Source organism: Caballeronia sp. ATUFL_F2_KS9A (assembly GCF_023630765.1).
Classification (GTDB): domain Bacteria; phylum Pseudomonadota; class Gammaproteobacteria; order Burkholderiales; family Burkholderiaceae; genus Caballeronia; species Caballeronia zhejiangensis.
This window is the reverse complement of the sequence record NZ_JALQEK010000031.1, coordinates 14,075-36,647: the sequence shown is the minus strand read 5'-3', so window position 1 is coordinate 36,647 and position 22,573 is coordinate 14,075. Positions and strand designations below refer to the sequence as shown.

Sequence of the window (22,573 nt, the reverse complement as noted above, 5' to 3'; positions counted from 1 at the left end):
ATTTTTACGGGGTTTCATCGATGCATTCTCGAACCGGGAAGGGCGGCGCACGCGCGCTCGTCGCGGCGCTTTCGCTCGCGATCGGCGTCACGTCGGCGAGCGCGCATGCCGAAGGCACGTTGCGCATCGCCGAGCAATTCGGCGTCGTGTATCTGCTGCTCAATGTCGCGCGCGACCAGAAGTTCATCGAGCAGGAAGGCAAGAAGGAAGGGCTCGATATCAAGGTCGACTGGGCGAAGCTGTCGGGCGGATCGAGCGTCAACGATGCGCTGTTGTCCGGCTCGGTCGATATCGCCGCGGCGGGCGTCGGCCCGTTGCTGACGATCTGGGACCGCACGCACGGACGGCAAAACGTGAAGGGCGTCGCGTCGCTCGGCAACTTCCCGTATTACCTCGTATCGAACGATCCGCGCGTAAAAACCATCGCCGATTTCACCGACAAGGATCGCATCGCGGTGCCGGCAGTCGGCGTGTCGGTGCAATCGCGCGTCCTGCAATACGCGGCGGCCAAGCAATGGGGCGACAAGGAATACAACCGCCTCGACAAGCTCACGCAAGCGGTGCCGCATCCGGACGCAGCCGCGGCGCTCATCGCGGGCGGCACGGAGATCAACGCGCACTTCGGCAATCCGCCGTTCCAGCAGCAGGAACTCGCGGGCAATCCAAAAGCGCATATCGTGCTCAATTCATACGATGTGCTCGGCGGCCCCAGTTCCGCGACGGTGCTCTACGCGACCGAGAAATTCCGCAACGAGAATCCGAAGACGTATCGCGCGTTTGTCGCCGGTCTTGCCGATGCCGCGCGCTATATCACGCAACATCCGGAACAAGCCGCCGATATCTATCTGCGCGTGAACAACGCGAAGATCGACCGCGATCTGCTGATCAAGGTGATCAAGGATCCGTCGGTGCAATTCAAGGTCGCGCCGCAAAACACGTTCGGGCTCGCTCAGTTCATGCATCGCGTCGGCGTCATCAAGAACGAGCCGAAGTCGTGGCAGGATTACTTCTTTACCGATCCCGCGACGAAAGACGGAAGCTGACGCCGCTTATCGGCGATTGCGGATTCGATATGCGCAATGATTGGTTCGCTCGAGCGCAGCGCGCCGGTATCGTGATCGTTTGCAATCGGGCAGATGAACATGGCCGCCAATCCCCAAGCGCTTTATTCGCACGAAGCCGATCGTGAGGCTGCGACGAGCGGCAAGCTTCTCAGCGCGAAGAACGTCACGCTCGAATACCGCACGCCGGAGCGGCTCGTTCGCGCGACGCACGATGTCAGCTTCGATGTCTACGGCGCCGACCGCTTCGTGCTGCTCGGGCCTTCGGGCTGCGGCAAGTCGACCTTGCTCAAGGCCGTTGCCGGCTTCATCGAGCCGGTTGGAGGCAGCATCGAAATCGGCGGTGAACGTGTGCGGGGGCCGGGCGCGGATCGCATCGTCGTGTTTCAGGAGTTCGATCAGTTGCCGCCGTGGAAGACCGTCGTGCAGAACGTCGCCTTTCCGCTGCGCGTCGCGCGCAAGCTCGGCCGCGCCGAAGCTCGCGAACGCGCGCTGCATTATCTCGACAAGGTCGGTCTCGCCAAATTCGCCGATGCGTATCCGCATACGCTGTCGGGCGGCATGAAGCAGCGCGTCGCCATTGCACGCGCCCTCGCGATGCAGCCGCGCGTGCTGCTGATGGACGAGCCCTTCGCCGCACTCGATGCGCTCACGCGACGCCGCATGCAGGAAGAGCTCTTGCGCCTCTGGAGCGACGAGCGATTCACGCTGTTGTTCGTCACCCACTCGATCGAGGAAGCGCTGATCGTCGGCAATCGCATTCTGCTGCTGACGCCGCATCCGGGACGCGTGCGCGCCGAGCTCAACAGTCATCAATACACGCAGGACAGCCTGGGTCGCGGCGAGTTTCAGCAGAGCGTCGCGCGCATTCATCGTCTGTTGTTCGAAGAGGAGCGCGCGCAATGAGCACGCCGCATCTGATCGTGCCGCCCGTGCGGCCCGAGTATGAAATCGCGCCTGCCGCGAGCGTCGCCGTCGAACATGAAGCGCCGTTGCCGCTGTCGAAGCGGCTAGCGGATCGTGCGTGGCTGCGCAAGTCGATCATCGCGCTCGTGCTGATCGCGTTGTGGGAAATCGCCGCACGCGCCGTCGATAACGATCTGCTGTTGCCCACGTTCAGCGCGACCTTCGTCGCATTCGTGCAGGGCATCGCGTCGGGCGAACTCATCGAGAAGATCGGCATTTCGATGTCGGTACTGCTGCGCGGCTATGCGCTCGGCGCGGCGCTCGCGTTCGCGCTGACATCGCTTGCGGTGTCGACGCGCATCGGCCGCGACATCCTTTCGATGCTCACCGCGATGTTCAATCCGCTGCCTTCCATCGCGCTGTTGCCGCTCGCGTTGCTGTGGTTCGGCCTCGGCACCGGAAGCCTGCTTTTCGTGCTCGTGCATTCGGTGTTGTGGCCGCTCGCGCTCAACACGTATGCGGGCTTTCAGGCCGTGCCGACGACCTTGCGCATGACGGGCCGCAACTACGGTCTCAACGGCATGCGCCATGTGATGCTGATTCTGGTGCCCGCCGCGTTGCCTTCGATTCTCGCGGGCTTGCGCGTGGGCTGGGCCTTCGCGTGGCGCACGCTGATTGCCGCGGAGCTCGTGTTCGGCGCGAGCTCGGGCAAGGGCGGGCTCGGCTGGTACATCTTCCAGAACCGCAACGAGCTTTACACGGACCGCGTGTTCGCGGGACTGGCTGCGGTCATCGTGATCGGCCTTGCTGTGGAGCATCTCGTCTTCGATACGATCGAGCGCGTGACCGTGCGCCGCTGGGGCGTGCAGCAATGAGCGCGCTCAATTCCCCCCGCGAATGAAGTCGATGAACGCGCGCAACGGCCCCGGCATGTGCGCGCGGCTCGGATAATAGAGACGCGGCCCGGTGAAACTCTGCCACCACGGTTTGAGCACGGGCACGAGCGCGCCATCGTCGATGGCCGCGCGCACGAACTCGTCGAACGTATAGACGAGGCCCAATCCCGCGATGGCCGCGCTTCGGCTGATCTCGATCGACGACGTGACGAGCGGTCCTTCCGGCGCGATGCGTATCGTTTCCTTGCCGCGCATGAATTCCCACACGGCCAGCACGCCGCTATCGAAACGATGCCCGATGCACGCGTGATTCACGAGTTCGCGCGGATGCTTCGGCTCGCCGTGCGCCGCGAGATAAGCCGGCGACGCCACCGCGACGAAGCGTTGCGTGCGCGGCCCGATCGGCACGGCGATCATGTCGCGCTCGATGCGCTCGTCATAACGGATGCCCGCATCGAAACCGGCGGCGAGCACGTCGATGAAGGTATCGGTTGCGCTGATCTCCAGCTTGATGCCCGGATGCGCCGTCAGAAAACGCGCGACGATTGGCGGCAGGATCTCGCGTGACACGATGCGCGGGACGTTCAGGCGCAACGTGCCGGTCGGGCTGTCGCGAAAGCCGTTGACGGCATCGAGCGCGCCTGCGATTTACGCGAACGCGGGCCCGAGGCGTTCGATGAGCCGCTCGCCCGCTTCGGTCGGCGTGACGCTGCGCGTCGTGCGATTCAAAAGCCGCACGCCCAGACGCGTTTCGAGCCTGCGTATGGCCTCGCTCAGCGACGACGCCGACACGCCGCGCAACAGCGCCGCCTGCCTGAAGCCACGCGACCGCGCGACGGCCAGAAACGCGTGAAGATCCGACAAATCCGGTTCGCTCATCTCTCACCCATTGTTCGCTGAGGCGCACAGCCCATTCGGATTGAGGCGGATTATCGCACGCGAGGTTTGCTCCCATAATCGTCTCCATTCTTCAAGGAGAGAACGAACATGGAACAACGCAAGCTCGGAAAGAACGGACCGCAATCGTCGGCGATCGGCCTCGGATGCATGGGCATGTCGGGCATGTACGGGCCGTCGGATCGCGCGGAGAGCATCGCGACGATACACGCGGCCCTCGAAGCGGGCGTGACGCTGCTCGACACCGGCGACTTCTACGGCATGGGGCACAACGAAATGCTGATCGGCGAAGCGTTGAGAAGCGCGCCGCCTTCACGCCGCGATGCGGCGATTCTCAGCGTGAAATTCGGCGGCATGCGCGATCCGGCCGGCCGGTTCATCGCGTTCGATGGACGGCCCGTCGCCGTGAAGAATTCGCTCGCGTATACATTGCAGCGGCTCGGCGTCGAACATATCGACATTTATCGGCCCGCGCGCCTCGATGCGAACGTGCCGGTCGAAGACACCGTCGGCGCGATCGCCGAGATGATCGACGCGGGCTATGTGCGCCACGTCGGATTGTCGGAAGTCGGCGCGGACACGATTCGCCGTGCCGCCGCCGTGCATGCGGTGTGCGATCTGCAGATCGAATACTCGTTGATTTCGCGCGGCCTCGAGGAATCGATTCTTCCGGCATGCCGCGAACTCGGCATCGGCATCACGGCGTACGGCGTGCTGTCGCGCGGACTCATCAGCGGACACTGGAGCCGCGACGCCGCGCAATCCGGCGACTGGCGCGCGAACAGTCCGCGCTTTCAGCAAGGCAACGTCGAACGCAATCTCGCGCTCGTCGATGCGTTGCGCAAGATCGCCGATGCAAAAGGCGTGAGCGTCGCGCAGATCGCGATCGCGTGGGTGCTCGCGCAGGGCGATGACATCGTGCCTGTCGTCGGCGCGCGCCGTCGCGACCGGCTGACGGAATCGCTCGGGGCGCTCGATGTCGCGCTCACGAAGGATGACCTCGCCGCGATCGAAGCGGCGGTGCCGAAGGGCGCGGCGGCGGGCGATCGCTACGAGGCCGTGCAGATGGCGCATCTCGACAGCGAGAAGCGCTGAATCTCCCGGCGTGGTTCGCGACGCGGCACGCAAACTGCGACGCGTGTAGCATCGATCCCGATCCACCGATGGAGAGACGCCGAGTGAAAATCGCGACCTTCAACATCAACGGCATCCGTCCGCGGCTCGACGCCTTGCTGACATGGCTCGAACGCGAATCGCCCGATATCGTCTGCCTGCAGGAACTGAAAGCGACCGACGCGCAGTTTCCCGCCGACGCGATCGCGAACGCGGGCTACGGCGCGCTATGGCATGGGCAGCAATCGTGGAACGGCGTGGCGATTCTCGCGAAAGACGCGGAGCCGGTGCTGAGCCGGCGCGGGCTGCCGGGTTACGAAGACGATACGCATAGCCGGTATATCGAGGCGGCCGTGGGCGGCTTGCTGATCGGCTGTCTTTATCTTCCGAACGGCAATCCGCAGCCCGGCCCGAAGTTCGATTACAAGCTCGAATGGTTCGCGCGCTTCAACGCACATGCGAAGATGTTGCTCGATAGCGGACATCCCGTCGTGCTCGCGGGCGATTACAACGTCGTGCCGACCGATGACGACATCTACAACACGCGCTCGTGGCTGAAGGACGCGCTGTTGCAGCCGGAGAGCCGCGCGGCCTACGCGGCTTTGCTCGCGCAAGGCTGGACCGATGCGCTGAAGCAGAAGTTTCCCGATGAGCGCATCTATACGTTCTGGGATTACTTCCGCAATCATTGGCAGACGAATTCGGGCTTGCGCATCGATCACATCCTTCTTAGCAAGGATCTCGCGAAGAAGCTGGAGGCGGCGGGCGTCGACAAATGGGTGCGCGGCGAGCCGCATGCGAGCGATCATGCGCCGGCGTGGGTCACGCTCAAGCTCGGGCGCACGCGCAAGAAATCGGCTTAGGCTTGCAGCGTGTCGCGCGTCGGTTGCAGCGACGCGAGGAATTGCATCGCGTGTTCGCGGCCGCCCATCGTCCAAACGTCGAGATGATCGGCGTCTTCGATGAGCGCGAGACGCTTGTCGCCGCGTGCTGCATCGAAGAGACGCTGGAAGTGTTCGGGCGGAATCACGCCGTCTTTCGTGCCGCCGTAGATCAAGAGCGGCGCATCGATCGATGCGATTTTCGCGAGGCTTTCGTAGCGATCGCGTGCGAGCAGCCGCACGGGAAAGAGCCGGAAGCGTTTCGCGGCGACATCGACGATGCTCGTGAACGGCGCTTCGAGCATCAGCGCATGGATCTTCGCGACGCTTGCAAGCTGCACGGCGACACCCGAGCCGAGCGAATAACCGTGCAGCACGATGTTGCGTGAACGCGCCGCGGCGTAGGCGTAGGCGGCGCGCGCATCGGCGTAAAGGCCGGCTTCGTGCGGCCTGCCGGGATTGCCGCCGTAGCCGCGATATTCGGCGAGCAGCACGCCATAGCCCGCTTCGATCATCTCCAATGCAACATGACCGCGCTGGAAAAGGTCTTCGCCATTGCCGTGAAAGAGGATGACCGTGGGCGCGTCGTCGTCGGGCGGCGCTTTGTAGCGCATGGTCAGGTCGAGGCCGTCATCGGTTCTGATGACGACTGCTTCGGTGCGCGCTTCCACATCGGCGTTCTTGAAGGCTTCGATCTGTTCCAGCGGATAGACGAGCCTTCCTTGCAGCCAATACAGGCCCGCGAGCGCGATCGTGTAGACCAGCGCTATGGCGAGCAGGGCGATCCAGAGGACTTCGCGCATCGGTGTCGGCGGCGGGTTGGCGTTCCTCGTATGGTAGTGGAGTTGCGGCGTGTGGATGCGTGCGCTTGCGCCTGCATTTCATGAACGGGCGGTGAATTGTTACCGACAGAAAAATGACCCGGATGAATTCCGCGGGATCCAATCGATCAAATTCGACGCGGACAACTTGTCGCTGTCAAATCGCCATCGAGTTGATCTGGCGCGCACGCTCGTCGACGCTAACAACAGCGTCGCGCGGACTGACATTGTTGTTCTCTATGGCTATTCGAAAAGGGCGACGAGACGGAACGGCGGTCACAAAAAAGCGCGTTGAATCCGTCGTTAGCTATCTTCGTGCGCTCGGCGTCGAAGAGAGGCGTATCGAGGTCGACTATGAGATTTGGCCTACCGTTCCAAATGTCCCCGATTCGGAGCGCTTCCAGGTTCTGGTCGAATTCATCCCGGCCAAAAGCCCCTTGCGGTTAGGTAGGGCGCGGTTGCGCGCGAGCGATTGCAGGCCGCTTGCGTGGCGCCAGCGACCAGATCTCCGGCAACTCGCTCACTCCCGCACATCCACATCCCCCTGCCGCAAGCTCAAAGGCATCTCCGCAGCGATCTCCTTCTCCACGTCCTCCGCTTCCCGCTCGCGATTGAACAGCGCGTTGAGCAGAATCGCGAACACCGCGGCGAGCGTGATTCCGCTATGCGTCAGCGGCCCCGCCCACGCCGGCATGTGCGCGAAGAACGTCGGCGCGGCAAGCGGAATCACGCCCACGCCCAGACTGATCGCGATGATGAGCAAGTTGTTCTTGCTATCGAAATCGACCTTGCTCAGGATCTTCACGCCGGTCGCCGCGACCATGCCGAACATCGCGATGCCCGCGCCGCCGAGCACGACCACCGGTATCGAAGCAATCAGATTCGAGAGCTTCGGCAGCAGCCCGAGCAGGATCAGGATCACGCCCGACACCGCGACCACCCAGCGGCTTTTGACGCCCGTAATGCCCACGAGCCCGATGTTCTGCGAAAACGACGAATGCGGAAACGTATTGAAGATGCCGCCGATCACGGTGCCGAGACCATCGGTGCGCAGTCCGCGCGTCGCATCGATGCGCGAAACGGGGCGCATCGCGAGATCGCCGAGCGCGAGGAACATGCCGAGCGATTCCACCATGATGACGACCATCACGAGACACAGCGAGGCGATCGCCGCGACATCGAAGACCGGCATGCCGAACGCGAACGGCCGCACCGGCGCGAACCACGCGGCTTGACCGACGCCCGCGAAATCGACGAAGCCGAGCGGCAACGCGATCACGAAGCCGATCGCCATGCCGAGCAACACCGAAATATTCGCGACGAAGCCCTTCAGATACTTGTTGATGAGCAGAATCGCGAGCAGCACGATGCCCGCGATCATCAGATTGCGCGGCTCGCCGAAATTCGGTGCGCCGCGTCCGCCGCCCGCCCAGTTGATCGCGACGGGAAAGAGCGTCATGCCGATCGTCAGAATGATCGTGCCCGTGACGATCGGCGGAAAGAAGCGCATCAGCCGTCCGAAGAACGGCGCGATCAGGACCGCGAACACGCCCGCCGCGATGGTCGCGCCGAAGATCGCCGGCAGGCCCGCACCGGATGATGCCATCGCGACCATCGGCCCGACCGGCGCGAAGCTCACGCCCATGATGACCGGCAGGCGGATGCCGAATTTCCATACGCCGATGCACTGCACCAGCGTGACGACTCCGCACGCGAAGAGGTCCGAGCTGATCAGAAACGCGACCTGCTCCTTCGGCAGCTTGAGCGCTGCGCCGATGATGAGCGGCACCGCGATCGCGCCCGCGTACATCACGAGTACGTGCTGAATGCCGACCGCGAGCATCTGACCGATGGGCAGCACTTCGTCGACGGGATGAATCGTTTGGGCCATGTGCGCTCCGGCAAGCTCGAATGTCTATGACGTTGAGTGGGTCGCCCGAGTATTGCACCGCGCGACGGCCGAAAAAATATTCGGGCCGCTATACATGGCATCGGACGCGCGCTTGACTTTGTTCAGGATATTTGACCGATATTGTCCATGCGATCGCGCGCACACGGCAGCATTTGCCGATTCGGCGCAGCGCGCATCGCGACAAACGGAAGAAATCCTCGAATCCCTTGTGCCGCAAGGCTTGTCGCACTGTCGATTTTTGGGATGGCGTGCTACATTCCGAGCGCTTCGCGTTGCTTTATTTCGATAGCTTTCGCGGCGATGCAACAATCCAGCTTCCAGGGCTTGGCGCCCAATAACATCACTCGCACGGGGATCTCGGCATGGAAATGGTCGGCGGAACGCGGCTTGCCCAACTGTTCACCAGCAACCAGGAGCAATTGCTCGCGGAATGGTTCGCGCAGCAGCACGCCATCGCGGCGCGGCGCGGCCTCGTCGGCGAGGCGGAACTGCGCAATCAGTTCAGCCAGTTCACGTCGCTTCTCGTGACGGCGCTCGGCGCCTCCGAACGCGTCGATTTCAAATCGTCCGCATGGCAGGAAGTGCGCGCGTTTCTCGCGGAAATGTCGGCGCAGCGTGCGCGTCAGGGCTTCACGCCCGTCGAGACCGCGATGTTCGTGTTCTCGCTCAAGCAGCCGCTCTTCGCGCGCTTGCGCGACACGCTCGTCAACGATGCTCCCGCGCTCGCCGATCTCACCTGGACGATCAGCACGCTCTTCGACGAGCTCGGGCTCTTCACGACCGAAGTGTTCCAGGCGAGCCGCGAGCAGGTCATCGTGCGCCAGCAGCAGGAACTGCTCGAACTGTCGACGCCCGTCGTGCAGTTGTGGGACGGCATTCTCGCGCTGCCGCTCATCGGCACGCTCGATTCGGCGCGCACGCAAGTCGTGATGGAAAACCTGCTGCAGAAGATCGTCGAGACGGGCGCGGCCATTTCGATCATCGACATCACCGGCGTGCCGACCGTCGATACGCTCGTCGCGCAGCACTTGCTGAAGACGGTCGCGGCGGCGCGTCTGATGGGCGCGGACTGCATCATCAGCGGTATTCGTCCGCAGATCGCGCAGACCATCGTTCATCTCGGCGTGAATCTCACGAACGTCACGACCAAGGCGACGCTCGCGTCGGCGTTCGTCGTCGCGCTGCAGCGCACGGGCAAGTCGGTGACGGCCGGATCCGCGCAGGACGCCTCGCGCGGCAGCCGCGCAAGCGACGGCTTCGATTCGCTGCAAGCGGAATGACGCAGCCTTTCGCCATTCGAAGCACGCATCGAACGCAACGCGACTGAACGGGGTTTCAAGCGATGGAACGCATTCCGATTCTCACGATGGGCAGGCTCCTGCTCGTCACCATTCAGGTCGACATGCACGACCGGCTCGCGCTCGCGCTGCAGGACGATCTGACGAGCCGCATCGTGAAAGACGGCGCGCGCGGCGTCCTGATCGACATTTCCTCGCTCGACGTGGTCGATTCGTTCATCGGACGCATGATCGGCAACACGGCCGCCATGGCGCGCGTGCTCGATGCCGAGACGGTCGTCGTCGGCATGCAGCCTTCGGTCGCGATCACGCTCGTCGAACTCGGCCTCACGCTTTCGGGCGTACGCACGGCGCTGAACGTGGAGAAGGGCATGGCGCTCCTTTCGAAGGGCGGCACGGCCTGACGGCCGCATGCACACGACTCCATGACGATCTTCAATTCCACAGCCGCGCCGACGTCCTCGTCGCCGCCCGACACGCTGCCGATCCGCAACGACGAGCAGATCGTGCGGCTGCGCCAGTTCGTGCGCGAGAAGGCGGTCTCGCAGGGCCTGTCTCTCATCGACCAGACGAAGTTCGTGACGGCGGCGAGCGAGCTGGCACGCAACACGCTCATCTACGGCGGCGGCGGCGACGTGCATTGCTATCTCGTCGAGCGTAACGGCCGCCGTGGCCTCAAGCTCGAATTCGTCGACAATGGTCCGGGCATTCCGGATATCCCGCGCGCGCTCTCCGACGGATTCACGTCGGGCAGCGGCCTCGGGCTCGGGCTTGGCGGCGCCAAACGTCTGTGCGACGAATTCGACATCCGCTCCGCGCCGGGCGAAGGCACGCACGTCTCGATCACGAAATGGAAACCGTTCTGAAGGAATCGATGGCCGCGCAGCAGCGCTACGAGATCGCCGAGGCGAGCCAGATCGCCTATGCGCGGCGTTCTATCGGCGAACTCGCGCGGGGGCTCGGTTTCAACGAGACGGCCGCGGGCGAGCTCGCGATCGTCGTCACCGAATGCGGCACGAATCTGCTGAAGCATGCACAGCGCGGCGAACTGCTCGTGCGTCCGCTCGTCGACAGGGGCGCCGGCGCGACTTTGCGCTACGGCATCGAAGTGCTGTGCATCGACAACGGGCCGGGCATTTACGATCTGCATCGCTGTTTCGAGGACGGCTACACGACGGCGGGCAGTCCCGGCAACGGCATGGGCGCGATCGAGCGTCTTTCCGACGAACTCGACATCTGGAGCGCGCCGCAACGCGGCACGGTGTTGCGCGCCGTGTTCTGGAACGCGCCGGGCGCGGCGAACACGCGTGCGCCGCAACTGACATACGGCGTCGTGAACCTGCCGCTGCAAACCGAAACCGTATCCGGCGATGCATGGTCCGTCTACGCGCATGACGGCGAATTCACCGTGCTCGTCGCCGATGGCCTCGGTCACGGACCGCTCGCCAATGTCGCGGCGATCGAGGCGGCCAAAGCGCTCGCCGCGAACGGCGACCAGGCGCTCGATCGCATCATGGAGGCCGCCAACGAGGCGCTGCGCCCGACGCGCGGCGCGGCGGTCGGCATCGCGCGCATGCCGGCGTTCGCCTCGATGCCGGGCATGGCGGTGAGCTTCGCGGGCATCGGCAATATTTCGGCGAGCGTGTGGACCGAAGGCACGCACAAGCATCTCGTCTCGCACAGCGGCATCGTCGGGCATGCGGCGCGGCGCGCGCAGATCTTCGACGTGCCGTATCCGCCGAACGCGCTCGTCGTGCTGCATTCGGACGGGCTCACGTCGCGCTGGGATCTCGCGCGCTATCCGGGCCTCGCGATGCGGCACCCGGCGCTCGTCGCGGCGGTGCTGTATCGCGACTTCGCGCGCGGCCGCGACGACATCACCGTGTTCGTGGCCCGCGCGGCCGGGAGCGCAGGATGACGCAACCGCTCTACTCGATGCGGATCGATCACGAGCGCGATATCGTCGCGGTCCGCGTGAAGGCGCGCGATGCGAGCGCGGCGCTCGGCTTCTCGCCGCAGGATCAGACGCGCATTTCCACGTCGGTGCTCGAAGCCGCGCGCACCGTGCTGATCGCGGGGCAGGCGGCGCGCGCGGAATTTCTCGTCGATAACGCCGCGCGCCCGCCGCGCTTCGTCGTGCGTTTTCTGGCGGGCGGCGGTGCGGGCGAGCGTCTGCGCGCCATGCGCCACGACGACTCGCAAGCCGCGCTGGGCCTGCTCGCGGCGCAACGTCTGATGGATCAATGCGCGATCGCCGACGAAGCCGATGGCGACACCTCGATCTCGCTCGCGAAGGCTTTACCCGATGGCGTGCCGTGCGATGCGCAGGCGGTGAAGAACGCACTCGAGCGTCAGCCGAGCGAAGACACGGCGGCGGAATTGCAGCGCCAGAATCGCGAGCTGATCGCCGCGCTCGCGGATCTGCGCGAGCGTCAGGAGGAGCTCACGCGTCTTACGCGCGAACTCGAGGACACCAATCGCGGCGTCGTCGCGCTTTATGCGGAGCTGGATGCGCGCGCCGATCATCTGCGCCGCGCGGACGAATCGAAATCGCGCTTTCTGTCGAACATGAGCCACGAGTTCCGCACGCCGCTGTCGTCGATCCGCGCGCTCTCGAAACTCTTGCTCGAACGTATCGACGGCGATCTGACGGAAGAGCAGGAAAAGCAGGTGCGCTTCATCCGCAAGGCGGCGGAGGATTTGTCGGAAACGGTCGACGATCTGCTCGATCTCGCGAAGATCGAAGCGGGCAAGATCGAAGTGCGTCCCGCCGAATTCGAAGTCGATACCCTGTTTTCGGCGCTGCGCGGCATGTTGCGGCCGCTGTCGCCGGGCGGCGCGGTGGAACTCGTGTTCGAATCGTGCGAAGGCCTGCCGCCCATTCATACCGATGAAGCCAAGGTCGCGCAGGTGCTGCGCAACTTCGTATCGAATGCGCTCAAGTTCACCGAGCGCGGCGAAGTGCGCGTCGCGGCGAGCTATGACGACGCGCGCCGGCTCATCACGTTTTCCGTCAGCGATACGGGCATCGGCATCGCGCCGGAGCATCAGCAGGTCGTCTTCGAAGAGTTCGGGCAAGTCGAAAACCGCCTTCAGCAATACGTGAAGGGTACGGGCCTCGGCCTGCCGCTGTGCCGCAAGCTGTGCAAGCTGCTCGGCGGCGATGTGTCGCTCGCGAGCGAACCCGGGCGCGGCTCGACTTTCAGCGCGACGATTCCCGCGCATTACGGCGCGGACGTCGACGCCGCGCATCACGCCGCGAGCGATACGCGGCCCGCCGTGCTGATCGTCGCGAGCAATCCGATCGAGCGGCTCGACTGCGAGGCCGCGCTGCGCGCTTCGCCGTATCGCCCGATGAGCGCCGCGACGCTCGACGAAGCGAGCCGCCTGCTCGCGCGCACGCAGCCCGCCGCGTTGCTGCTCGCCGTGCGGCCCGCGCCGTCGGAAGCGTGGATCTGGCTCGCCGCGTTGCGCGCGCAGGCCGCGACGCGCAGCATTCCGATCGTGGTGCTCGGCGAGGACGAGGATCGCAATGAAGCGCGGGCGCTGGGGGCGACCGCGTTCGTTGAAAAGCCGGCGGGCGGTGGCGAGCTGCCGGGCGTGCTGGATGCGGTGACGGGCGAGGGACGAGCATCATGAGAAGCGACTGGAACGAGGTGCTGATCCTCAACGTCGACGACAACGACGGCGCGCGCTATGCGAAAACGCGCATCCTGTCGCGCGCGGGCTTCAACGTGATCGAAGCGCCGACGGGCACGGCCGCGCTCGAACGCGTGCGCGCCGAAGCGCCCGATCTCGTGCTGCTCGACGTGAAGCTGCCCGACATCAACGGGCTCGAAGTGTGCAGGCAGATCAAGGCATCGCCGGAGACGTCGGGCACGCTCGTGCTGCAGACATCGGCGGCGGCCGTGCATAGCCTCGATCGCATTCGCGGTCTCGAAGGCGGCGCGGATAGCTATTTGACCGAGCCTGTCGAACCCGCGGAACTGATCGCGCATGTGCGCGCGTTGCTGCGCGTGCGGCTCGCGGAAAATGCGCTGCGCGAGAGCGAGGAGCGCTTTCGCCAGCTTGCCGGGAATATCGACGACGTGTTCTGGATGCTCGATCCGGCATCCAACGAACTGCTCTATGTGAGCCCCGCTTACGCGCATCTCTTCGATACCGGCGGCGGCGCGCCCGCGCCCCTGCCTGGCCCCGATCACTGGTCCGGCGACATTCTTCCCCTCGATCGCGATCATGTCGCCGAGGCGTATCGGCAACTGCTCGCGAACGGCACGCCGTATCAGGTCGAATATCGCATCGTGCGCGCGAGCGGCGGGCCGCGCTGGGTCGCGGAGCGCGCGTTTCCGGTTAACGGCGCGGCGGGTCATCCGGCGCGGCCGTATCGCATCGCGGGCATCGTCAACGATATCTCCGAGCGCAAGGCCGCCGAGCTGCTGTTGCGCGAAGCGGACCGCCGCAAGGACGAGTTTCTCGCGATGCTCGCGCATGAATTGCGCAATCCGCTCGCGCCGATCCGCAATGCGGTCGATCTGCTCGATCCGGATCGCGAGCCGTCCGTGCAGCACTTCGCGACGGTGCGCGCGATCATCGACAGACAGGTGCGGCATTTGAGCCGGCTCGTCGACGATCTGCTCGACGTTGCGCGCATCACGCAGGGCAAGATCACGCTGCGCCAGGAAACGGTCGATCTCGCGGCGGCGCTCGCGGCGGCCATCGAGACCGTGCAGCCCGCGCTCGAACGAAAGCGGCACGCGTTGACGGTGAAGCTGCCGGATGCGCCGCTCTACATCGTCGGCGACAGCGTGCGGCTCGCGCAGGTGTTCGGCAATCTGCTGTCGAATGCGTCGAAGTACAGCGTCGAGGAAGGCGAGATCGCCATCGAAACGGAACAGTTCGGCGATGAGGTGCGTATCGTCGTGCGCGACAAGGGCATCGGCATCGCGTCCGACATGCTGCCGCACATCTTCGATCTGTTCGTGCAATCGGAGACATCGCTCGAACGATCGGAGGGCGGGCTCGGCATCGGCTTGCCGCTGGCGAAGACGCTCGTCGAGTTGCAGGGCGGACGCATCGAAGCATTCTCGGCGGGGGCGCAGGCGGGCAGCGAGTTCGTCGTGTGGCTGCCGCTCGCGAAGGATGCGCAAGTGGCCACGCAAGGCGCGCCGGCAACGCCCGCGACCGTCAACGCGGGCAAGCGCGTGCTGCTCGTCGATGACAGCGTCGACGCGGCCACCGCGATGGCGCTGCTGCTCGAGGCCGACGGCTTCGACGTTCGCACGGCGCACGATGCAACCGAAGCGCTCGCGGTCTCCGACACCTTCATGCCGCAGATCGTGCTGCTCGATATCGGCTTGCCGGGCATGGACGGATACCGGCTCGCGGCCGAGATGCGCGCGCGTCCCGCAACCGCCGATGCCTTGCTGATCGCCGTGACGGGATACGGGCAGGCGCATGATCGTCAGCGCTCGAAGGAAGCGGGCTTCGATCATCATCTCGTGAAGCCGGTGGCGTTCGCGGAGATTCAAAGGGCGGTGTCGGGAAAGTTCGCCTGAGGGCGGAGCCGAAAAATCTGAATTGCCAATGGAAATGGCGTAATCGCGCGCCGATTGCGGCACACTCCGCCGGGAACAAATCAGAACGGATTCCGTTCCCATGACATCCTCACCGCTCGTCACCGTCGTCATGCCCGCGTTCAACGCGCAGGCCTTCATCGGCGAAGCAATCGCTTCGATTCGCGCTCAAACGCTCGAAGACTGGGAGCTCATCGTCGTGGACGATGGCTCGATCGATCAGACGTTCGCCGTCGCGCAGCAGGCAGCGGGCGACGACAGCCGCGTGCGCCTCATACGCTTCGGCCGGAACGAGGGCATCAGCGCCGCTTCGAATGCGGGTTTCGACGCGGCGCGCGGCGAGTTCATCGCGCGCATCGACTCGGACGACCGGGCGCTGCCGACGAGGCTCGCCGCGCAAGTCGCCGCTTTCCGCGAGTGCGCGCGCCTTGCCGCTTGCGGCGGCCATGCGCGCTTGTTCGGCGATGGTATTGCCAACGACACTTATGGGCTTTGCACGCTCGGCGACGGCGCTCTGAAGGCCCGGCTTTTCGAAGGCTTCAACACCATCGGCGGCGCAATGCTCATGGTGCGCCGTTCGTTCGTCCGCGAGCATCGCATCCGGTTCGACGTGCAGATGGCGAGCGCCGAAGACCTGAACTATCTCGTCGCGATCATGGTGGCCGGCGGCGAGATCGGCAATGTCGATGAAGTCCTCGTCGAGGTCAGGTCGCACCGAACCAGTTTCACCAGAAGCCGGGAAGATCTGGCGGGCCCGGCGATGAAAGGCCTCCGCAAACGTCTTTTGGCGCTCTGGTACCCGAGCCTCGATCCGCGCGACATCGATCTCATCGTTGGCATGTGGTTCGGCCTGGAAGTCGGCACCGACGAATTGCTCGCCGTCGTGCGCGCGGTCGACAGACTCATTGCTGCCGACGCGAAGGACTTCGGGCAAGACGTGTCCGTGCTTCATGATCTCATCGTCAGGCGCTTGGTCGCGGTGGTCGACTTCTTTCGAGGCGCATTCGATGCGTCCCATTTTCAGGCAATCCGCGTGTTGGCCGCTCCGGCCATCGGCGTCGCGCTCGATGCGGCCCGTCTTTCGCACGAAGCGGTCTGAGGCGTCGCTCCGCGTTTTCACCTAGCAATTCAAGGTTGACTCGCGTGCTCGCGCGTCCGACACTTTAGCCATGCAAGTGTGATCACAGGTCACACCAATCGAATGCATCGCAGCAGCCGAACGAAAGAACGGAGGCAAAAGTTGGCGACACGCTCGACGACGGACTTACCCGCGCTCGAATTAGTTGCACGCGAAACCATGGCCGGTCGCGTTTATGCGCAATTGAGGCAGGCGATCATGACGGGCCGCTTCGCGCCTGGGCAGTTGCTCAGCTTGCGCAGCGTCGCGGAAGCGGTCGGCTCGTCGACCATGCCCGTGCGCGCCGCGCTCACGCGCTTGCAGGCGGAAGGCGCATTGATCGACGGTCCCGGCCGCGCGCTGATGGTTCCGCCGATGACGCTCGAACTCCTCGATGAGTTGCGGGACGTTCGCATCGCACTGGAAGGCGCGGTCGCCAAACGCGCGGCGTCGCGCATGACACGCGCGCATCTCGACGCGCTGCAGGCCATCTTCGACACGATGGACGCACACGTCGAAGCGGGCGACGTATCCGCGTATCTGCGCAGCAACTTCGAATTTCATATCGCCATTTACACGCACGGCGCGAGCGATCTCACGCTCGCGACCATCCAGAACCTCTGGATGCGCATCGGCCCGTTCCTGAATCTCGTCGCGCCCGACATTCCGCATATGCGCCGTTCGATGGCGGCGCATCGTCATATCGTCGAAGCGCTCTGGCGCGGCGATGGCGAAGGCGCGCGCGCCGGCATCGAGGAAGACATCGGCGATGCGGCCGCCGATCTGCAAGAGCGTTTGCAAAGCGGCGAACTGAGCAACAAGGCAAGCGCCTGACACGCATAACAACAACGGAGACATGGATGACGGTTCTTCAGATGCTGAAACCGCACGCGGGATTGCGCGTGCTCATCACGGGCGGCGCATCGGGCATCGGGCTCGTGATAGCGCGCGCGTTCATCGATGCAGGCGCGCGCGTGCACGTCTGCGATGCGAGTCCCGAAGCAATCGACGCATTGGCGAAAGCCGAAGCGAGCGCGGAGTGCAATGCGATCACGTCGACGCTCGCGGACGTAGCGGACAAGGAAGCAGTCGAGCGCGTATTCGTCGATGTGGAACGCGAGCTCGGCGGACTCGATGTGCTCGTGAACAACGCGGGCATCGCGGGGCCGACGGGCGGCATCGACGCGCTCGATGCGAACGAATGGGAACAGACCGTCGATGTGAATCTGAACGCGCAGTTCTACTTCGCGCGCCGCGCGGTGCCGCTCTTGCGCAACGCGAATGGCGGCGGGGCGATCATCGCGCTGTCGTCGGTGGCGGGACGGCTCGGCTACGCGTTTCGCACGCCTTATGCCGCGACGAAGTGGGCCGTCGTCGGCATGACGAAGAGCCTGGCTATCGAGCTCGGGCCGTCGAACATTCGCGTCAATGCGATCCAGCCGGGCATCGTGAAAGGGCCGCGCATCGAGCGCGTGATCGCGGCGCGCGCGAAGCAACTGAACGTCTCCTATGAAGAGATGGAGAAGCAATATCTCGCGAAGATTTCGCTGCGCCGCATGACGACGCCCGAGGAAGTCGCGGCCACGGCGCTCTTCCTGTGCTCGCCCGCGGGCAGCGGCATCTCGGGACAGGCGATCTCCGTCTGCGGCAACGTCGAAGTCCTTTAATAGAACGAGGAGCACATGGCAACGAAACGCAAGGTCATCATCACCTGCGCGCCGACGGGCGCGATCCATACGCCTTCGATGTCGCCGTATCTTCCGCTCACGCCGCAGCAGATCGGCGATGCCGCGCTCGCGGCTGCAAAGGAAGGCGCCGCGATCCTGCATCTTCATGCACGCGACCCGAACGATGGTCATCCGACGCAGGATCCCGCCGTGTTTCAGGAGTTTCTGCCGCGCATCAAGGCGGAAACCGATGCGGTCATCAACATCACGACGGGCGGCAGCCCGCACATGACCGTCGCGGAGCGATTGAAGCCCGCGCATCACTTCAAGCCGGAAGTGGCGTCGCTCAACATGGGATCGATGAACTTCGGCCTGTATCCGATGCTCGATCGCTTCAAGGAATTCAAGTACGAGTGGGAGCGCAAGCATCTGGAAAACAGCCGCGATCTCGTGTTCAAGAACACGTTCGCGGATATCGAATACATCCTCACGTCGTGCAGCGATAACGGTACGCGCTTCGAGCATGAGTGCTACGACATCTCGCACCTGTACAACCTCGCGCACTTCGTCGATCGCGGGCTCGTCAAGCCGCCGTTCTTCGTGCAGAGCGTTTTTGGCTTGCTCGGTGGCATCGGGCCGCATCCCGAAGATCTGGCGCATATGAAGCGCACGGCGGATCGTCTCTTCGGCGACGACTATGTATGGTCGATTCTCGGCGCGGGACGTCATCAGATTCCGCTCGGCTCGATGGGCGTCGCGCAGGGATCGAACGTGCGTGTTGGCCTCGAAGACTCGTTGTGGATCGAGCCGGGCAAGCTCGCCGAATCGAGCGCGGCGCAGGTGAAGAAGATTCGCCAGGTGATCGAAGGACTGTCCCTCGATATCGCGACGCCCGCCGAAGCACGCGAGATGCTCAAGCTCAAAGGCGCGAGCGATACCAACTTCTGATAGCGGAGGGCATCGTGAGCACGAAGCTGAAGGTAGTCGCGATGCCGACGGGCTGGCTCACCGTCGATCGCTCATCGCAAGTGTATGGCCGCTACTTCGGCCAGCAGATGAAGGTGCCCGTATGGTCGACGGCGATTGTCGGCGCGCAGAAGAAGATCGTCGTCGATACGGGCATACACGATCCAGGCTGGGTGTCCAACTTCGTGTGCCCATGCGATCAGGCGCCGGAGGAAAAGCTCGAACGCGCGTTGAAGGAGTATGTCGGCTGGAGCGCGGACGAGGTCGATATCGTCATCAACACGCATCTGCATTACGACCATTCCGGCGGCAACACGCTTTTCAAGAATGCGCGCTTCATCGTGCAGGCGGCCGAGTGGGAATACGCGGGTCATCCGCTGCCGACGCAGGCCACGTATTACCAGGAGTTTCTGATCGGCCGCGAGCCGCTCGCGTATTTTCGCTGGCAGTTCGTGAACGGCGTGACCGATATCGTGCCCGGCGTGCGCGTCGTGCCGACGCCGGGTCATACGCCGGGGCATCAGTCCGTCGCGGTCGATACGGAAGAAGGTGTCGTGCTGATCGCCGGCGATTGCGCGAACTGCATGGAGAACATCGTCGATCTCGTTCCAGTGGGCATCGTGCATGAAACGCTGGCGGAGATCGGCTCGTTGTCGCGCATCCGTCAGATCGCCGATTTCGTCATACCCGGACACGACCCGAATGTCGTGCCCGGCAGCGCGGGCATCGCTCTGCCCGCGAGCGCTCGTCTGCCGCACATCCGAAGTTAGAAGCGCCCGCTTCATAACCATACGAATACCGGAGGAAGACATGAAAGCATTGACGCAGTCGATTCGTCATGCGGGACGGGCAGCGCTCGGCCTCGCGTTCGCGGCGGCGCTCGCCGTATCGGGCACGGCGCACGCGGCCGGCAAATACAAGATCTTTTTGTCGATGAGCTATGTCGGCAACGACTGGCAAACCGAAGCCGCGAACATGGTCAAGGCGATGGCCAATACGCCGGGGCTGAAAGACAAGGTCGATCTCGAAGTGCAGGTCGCGGGCACCGATGCGCAGAAGCAGATTCAGCAGATCAACTCGATGGTGCAGGCAGGCGCGAAGGCCATCGTCATCTATCCGATCTCGCCGACGGCGCTCAATCGCGCGATCAAGAACGCGTGCTCGAAGGGCGTCGTCGTCGCGGCGTATGACGGAGAAGTCACCGAGCCGTGCGCGCATAACGTGACGATCGATCAGCATCAGGCGGGCACCGTCACCGCGGAATGGCTCGCGAAGACCATCAACGGCAAGGGCAATGTCGTGATGATCACGGGCGTGCCGGGCACGTCGGTCGATCGCGCACGCACCGAGGCGGCGAAGGCCGTGTTCGCGAAGTATCCGGACATCAAGATCGTCGCGGAAGGAACGGGCATGTGGAGTCAGGCGACCGCGAAGACCGAGCTTTCGAAGATTCTCGCGACGAACAGCTGGGACAAGATCGACGGCCTGTGGATGCAGGTCGGCTGCTTCACGGCGGCGTCGATGCAGCTCGAAGCGGGCATTGCCGACGACAAGATCAAGCCGTGCGCGGGCGAATCGTCTAACGGCCATCGCGTGCAGATGCTGCCGCCGGGCGAAGTGAAGGGACAGGGCGGTTATCGCTCGATCGGCTATCGCTCGATCTCTTACGGCGCGCCTCCGTACTCGGGCGCGATGGCGCTCAAGATGGCCGTGAAGAAGCTCGACGGCGGCGACTTTCCGGCGCGCGTGACGCTCAAGCTGCCGCTCGTGCTGACCTCGGAATCGAAGCTGTGCAAGACGGGCAGCATCGACGAACTGAAGGCGGGCTGCACCGCGTTTCCGCCGGACAAGGTGCCGCCGGGCTGGTTCGCGGACATCTACTCCGAAGAGACGAAGGAAGTCGGCTTCAATGCGGCCTTGACGGGCAATCAGGACTGAGGCGGCGCGATGAACGACGCATCATTGGCGATCGATCTGTCGAACGTGACGAAGCGCTTCGGCGCGACCGTCGCGCTCGATGGCGCGTCGTTCTCGGTGAAGCGCGGCGCGGTGCATGCGCTGCTCGGCGAGAACGGCGCCGGAAAGTCCACCACGGTCAAGCTGTTGTCCGGATTGATGCAGCCGGATGCCGGCAGCATCCGCGTAATGGGCAGCGACGTGACGATGAAGAGCCCGAAGGACGCGCATCGCGCGGGCGTGCAGACGGCGTTTCAGGAGATGACGCTCGTGCGCGATCTCACGGTCGCGCAGAACCTATTGATGTCGTACGAGCCGACGGGTTTTCTCGGGCGCATCAGAAAGCGCGACGCGCAGCGGCAAGCAGCGGAATGGCTCGACAGGCTCGAACTGTCCGATGTGCGTCCCGGCGCTTATATTCGCGATCTTTCGTTGCCGGTGCGGCAGAAGATCGAGATTGCGAAGGCCATCGTGCGCAAGCCGAAAGTGCTGTTGCTCGACGAACCGACGTCCGCGCTGTCGGGACGCGATGTCGCGTGGCTCTCACGGCGCATCGACGAACTGAAGGCGAGCGGCGTGACTTTCGTGTTCATCTCGCATCGCATGCAGGAAGTGCGCGAGTTCTGCGACAGCCTCACGGTGTATCGCAATGGCCGAGATGTGGGCGCGTTCGACGCTGCGGATATATCGGATGACGAAGTAATTCGACTCGTCATCGGGCGTTCGATGGAGGCGAAGTATCCGCCCAAGATCACGACGGTACGAAGCGACGCGACGCCGGCGATCGAGACGCGCAACGTTCGCGTCGATGGCGTCGTCGCCGATTTCGATCTCGCCGTGAAGCCGGGCGAAGTGCACGGCATCGCAGCGCTGCAGGGCATGGGGCAACGCGAGCTGTTCGAGGCGCTGTTCGGTGCCACTTACATCGACGATGGCGAGATTCGCATCGACGGCAAACCGGTGACGCTGACATCGACGGCGGATTCGCTGAAGGCCGGCGTATCGACGAGCTTTCTGCCCGAAGACCGCAAGACCGAAGGCTTGTTCCTGCGCTTGCCCGGCGGCGAGAATGTGTCGCTTCCCGTGATCGGCCGCTATGCGCGCTTCGGCCTCATCGATCGCAAGCGCGAGCAGGCCGCGATTCGTCGCTCGCTTGCGCAGATGGAGGTGAATCCGCGCGCGCTGTACAAGCCGTGTCTGTCGTTCTCCGGCGGCAATCAGCAGAAGATCGCGATGGCCAAGTGGCTGCTCACGCAAAGCCGCGTGTGGCTCATGTTCGATCCGACGCGCGGCATCGACGTCGGCACCAAGCATCAGATCTTCGTGCTGATGCGTGCATTCGCCGCGGCGGGTGGCTCCGTGCTTTTCTATTCGACGGACGTGCCCGAGCTCGTCAACGTGTGCGACCGCGTGTCGGTGATGTATCGCGGACGCAACGCCGGCGAGTTGAGCGGCGACGCGCTGACCGAAGAAAACGTGATGCGCAAGATGCTTTCCAGTTGAGAGGTT

Annotated in this window: 20 protein-coding genes and 1 pseudogene; 18 read left to right on the top strand and 3 right to left on the bottom strand. The window is 64.1% G+C overall.

Features of this window, described 5'->3' with window-relative positions; genetic code table 11:
* Nucleotides 1–20: 20 nt before the first annotated feature.
* From NCS67_RS18990 to NCS67_RS18980, 3 genes are all read left to right on the top strand, one after another.
* Nucleotides 21–1,043, top strand: a complete 1,023-nt coding sequence (locus tag NCS67_RS18990) for an ABC transporter substrate-binding protein (protein ID WP_008354407.1) — start codon at nucleotides 21–23, stop codon at nucleotides 1,041–1,043.
* A 99-nt stretch (nucleotides 1,044–1,142) separates the two neighbouring features.
* Nucleotides 1,143–1,967, top strand: a complete 825-nt coding sequence (locus NCS67_RS18985; protein WP_008354408.1) for an ABC transporter ATP-binding protein — start codon at nucleotides 1,143–1,145, stop codon at nucleotides 1,965–1,967.
* Nucleotides 1,964–2,842, top strand: coding sequence for an ABC transporter permease (locus NCS67_RS18980; protein ID WP_250436124.1), 879 nt, complete (start codon nucleotides 1,964–1,966; stop codon nucleotides 2,840–2,842). The genes NCS67_RS18985 and NCS67_RS18980 overlap by 4 nt, the downstream gene beginning before the upstream one ends.
* A 6-nt stretch (nucleotides 2,843–2,848) precedes the next feature.
* On the opposite strand, the pseudogene NCS67_RS18975 reads toward NCS67_RS18980, so the two are convergent.
* Nucleotides 2,849–3,742, bottom strand: a pseudogene (locus NCS67_RS18975) (LysR family transcriptional regulator).
* A 108-nt stretch (nucleotides 3,743–3,850) separates the two neighbouring features.
* Here NCS67_RS18975 and NCS67_RS18970 point away from each other — a divergent pair.
* Together NCS67_RS18970 and NCS67_RS18965 are read left to right on the top strand one after the other, a co-directional pair.
* Nucleotides 3,851–4,855, top strand: a complete 1,005-nt coding sequence (locus NCS67_RS18970; protein WP_008354411.1) for an aldo/keto reductase — start codon at nucleotides 3,851–3,853, stop codon at nucleotides 4,853–4,855.
* 68 nt (nucleotides 4,856–4,923) lie between these two features.
* A complete protein-coding gene (locus NCS67_RS18965; protein ID WP_175982868.1) occupies nucleotides 4,924–5,736 on the top strand; it encodes an exodeoxyribonuclease III in 813 nt (270 codons plus the stop codon).
* On the opposite strand, the gene NCS67_RS18960 is transcribed toward NCS67_RS18965, so the two are convergent.
* Nucleotides 5,733–6,557 carry an alpha/beta hydrolase gene (locus NCS67_RS18960; protein ID WP_250436122.1) on the bottom strand — a complete coding sequence of 275 codons (825 nt, stop codon included), beginning with the start codon at nucleotides 6,555–6,557 and terminating at the stop codon, nucleotides 5,733–5,735. The two genes, NCS67_RS18965 and NCS67_RS18960, sit on opposite strands and share 4 nt — an antisense overlap.
* Before the next feature lie 538 nt (nucleotides 6,558–7,095).
* Nucleotides 7,096–8,466 (bottom strand): nucleobase:cation symporter-2 family protein, encoded by a 1,371-nt coding sequence (locus NCS67_RS18955; protein WP_250436120.1) that lies wholly within the window; start codon nucleotides 8,464–8,466, stop codon nucleotides 7,096–7,098.
* 383 nt (nucleotides 8,467–8,849) lie between these two features.
* Here NCS67_RS18955 and NCS67_RS18950 point away from each other — a divergent pair, with 383 nt between their 5' ends.
* The 13 genes from NCS67_RS18950 to NCS67_RS18890 all read left to right on the top strand — a co-directional run bounded on the left by NCS67_RS18950 (nucleotide 8,850) and on the right by NCS67_RS18890 (nucleotide 22,567).
* On the top strand, nucleotides 8,850–9,767 hold the full coding sequence (locus NCS67_RS18950) for an STAS domain-containing protein (protein ID WP_008354416.1): 918 nt from the start codon (nucleotides 8,850–8,852) through the stop codon (nucleotides 9,765–9,767).
* 62 nt (nucleotides 9,768–9,829) lie between these two features.
* The gene (locus tag NCS67_RS18945) at nucleotides 9,830–10,189 is read left to right on the top strand and encodes an STAS domain-containing protein (protein ID WP_008354417.1); all 360 of its coding nucleotides are present in this window, start codon (nucleotides 9,830–9,832) and stop codon (nucleotides 10,187–10,189) included.
* 21 nt (nucleotides 10,190–10,210) lie between these two features.
* On the top strand, nucleotides 10,211–10,651 hold the full coding sequence (locus NCS67_RS18940; RefSeq protein ID WP_008354418.1) for an anti-sigma regulatory factor: 441 nt from the start codon (nucleotides 10,211–10,213) through the stop codon (nucleotides 10,649–10,651).
* A complete protein-coding gene (locus NCS67_RS18935) occupies nucleotides 10,636–11,703 on the top strand; it encodes an ATP-binding SpoIIE family protein phosphatase (RefSeq protein ID WP_008354419.1) in 1,068 nt (355 codons plus the stop codon). The genes NCS67_RS18940 and NCS67_RS18935 overlap by 16 nt, the downstream gene beginning before the upstream one ends.
* The gene (locus NCS67_RS18930) at nucleotides 11,700–13,424 is read left to right on the top strand and encodes an ATP-binding response regulator (RefSeq protein ID WP_250436118.1); all 1,725 of its coding nucleotides are present in this window, start codon (nucleotides 11,700–11,702) and stop codon (nucleotides 13,422–13,424) included. The genes NCS67_RS18935 and NCS67_RS18930 overlap by 4 nt, the downstream gene beginning before the upstream one ends.
* Nucleotides 13,421–15,340: a hybrid sensor histidine kinase/response regulator gene (locus NCS67_RS18925; protein WP_250436116.1), complete on the top strand. Its 1,920-nt coding sequence runs from the start codon at nucleotides 13,421–13,423 to the stop codon at nucleotides 15,338–15,340. Before NCS67_RS18930 ends, NCS67_RS18925 begins: the two co-directional genes overlap by 4 nt.
* Before the next feature lie 100 nt (nucleotides 15,341–15,440).
* A complete protein-coding gene (locus NCS67_RS18920) occupies nucleotides 15,441–16,457 on the top strand; it encodes a glycosyltransferase family 2 protein (RefSeq protein WP_250436114.1) in 1,017 nt (338 codons plus the stop codon).
* Between the two features lie 198 nt (nucleotides 16,458–16,655).
* Nucleotides 16,656–17,309: a GntR family transcriptional regulator gene (locus tag NCS67_RS18915; RefSeq protein WP_250436111.1), complete on the top strand. Its 654-nt coding sequence runs from the start codon at nucleotides 16,656–16,658 to the stop codon at nucleotides 17,307–17,309.
* A gap of 26 nt (nucleotides 17,310–17,335) precedes the next feature.
* Entirely contained in the window at nucleotides 17,336–18,142 is an 807-nt protein-coding gene (locus NCS67_RS18910; RefSeq protein ID WP_250436109.1) for an SDR family oxidoreductase, read from the top strand.
* 15 nt (nucleotides 18,143–18,157) lie between these two features.
* Entirely contained in the window at nucleotides 18,158–19,090 is a 933-nt protein-coding gene (gene kce, locus NCS67_RS18905) for a 3,5-dioxohexanoate:acetyl-CoA acetone transferase (protein WP_008354425.1), read from the top strand.
* Nucleotides 19,091–19,104: 14 nt separating this feature from the next.
* On the top strand, nucleotides 19,105–19,878 hold the full coding sequence (locus NCS67_RS18900; RefSeq protein ID WP_008354426.1) for an N-acyl homoserine lactonase family protein: 774 nt from the start codon (nucleotides 19,105–19,107) through the stop codon (nucleotides 19,876–19,878).
* 40 nt (nucleotides 19,879–19,918) lie between these two features.
* On the top strand, nucleotides 19,919–21,046 hold the full coding sequence (locus NCS67_RS18895) for a sugar ABC transporter substrate-binding protein (RefSeq protein ID WP_008354427.1): 1,128 nt from the start codon (nucleotides 19,919–19,921) through the stop codon (nucleotides 21,044–21,046).
* Nucleotides 21,047–21,055: 9 nt separating this feature from the next.
* The gene (locus tag NCS67_RS18890) at nucleotides 21,056–22,567 is read left to right on the top strand and encodes a sugar ABC transporter ATP-binding protein (protein ID WP_250436107.1); all 1,512 of its coding nucleotides are present in this window, start codon (nucleotides 21,056–21,058) and stop codon (nucleotides 22,565–22,567) included.
* The last annotated feature ends 6 nt before the right edge of the window (nucleotides 22,568–22,573 follow it).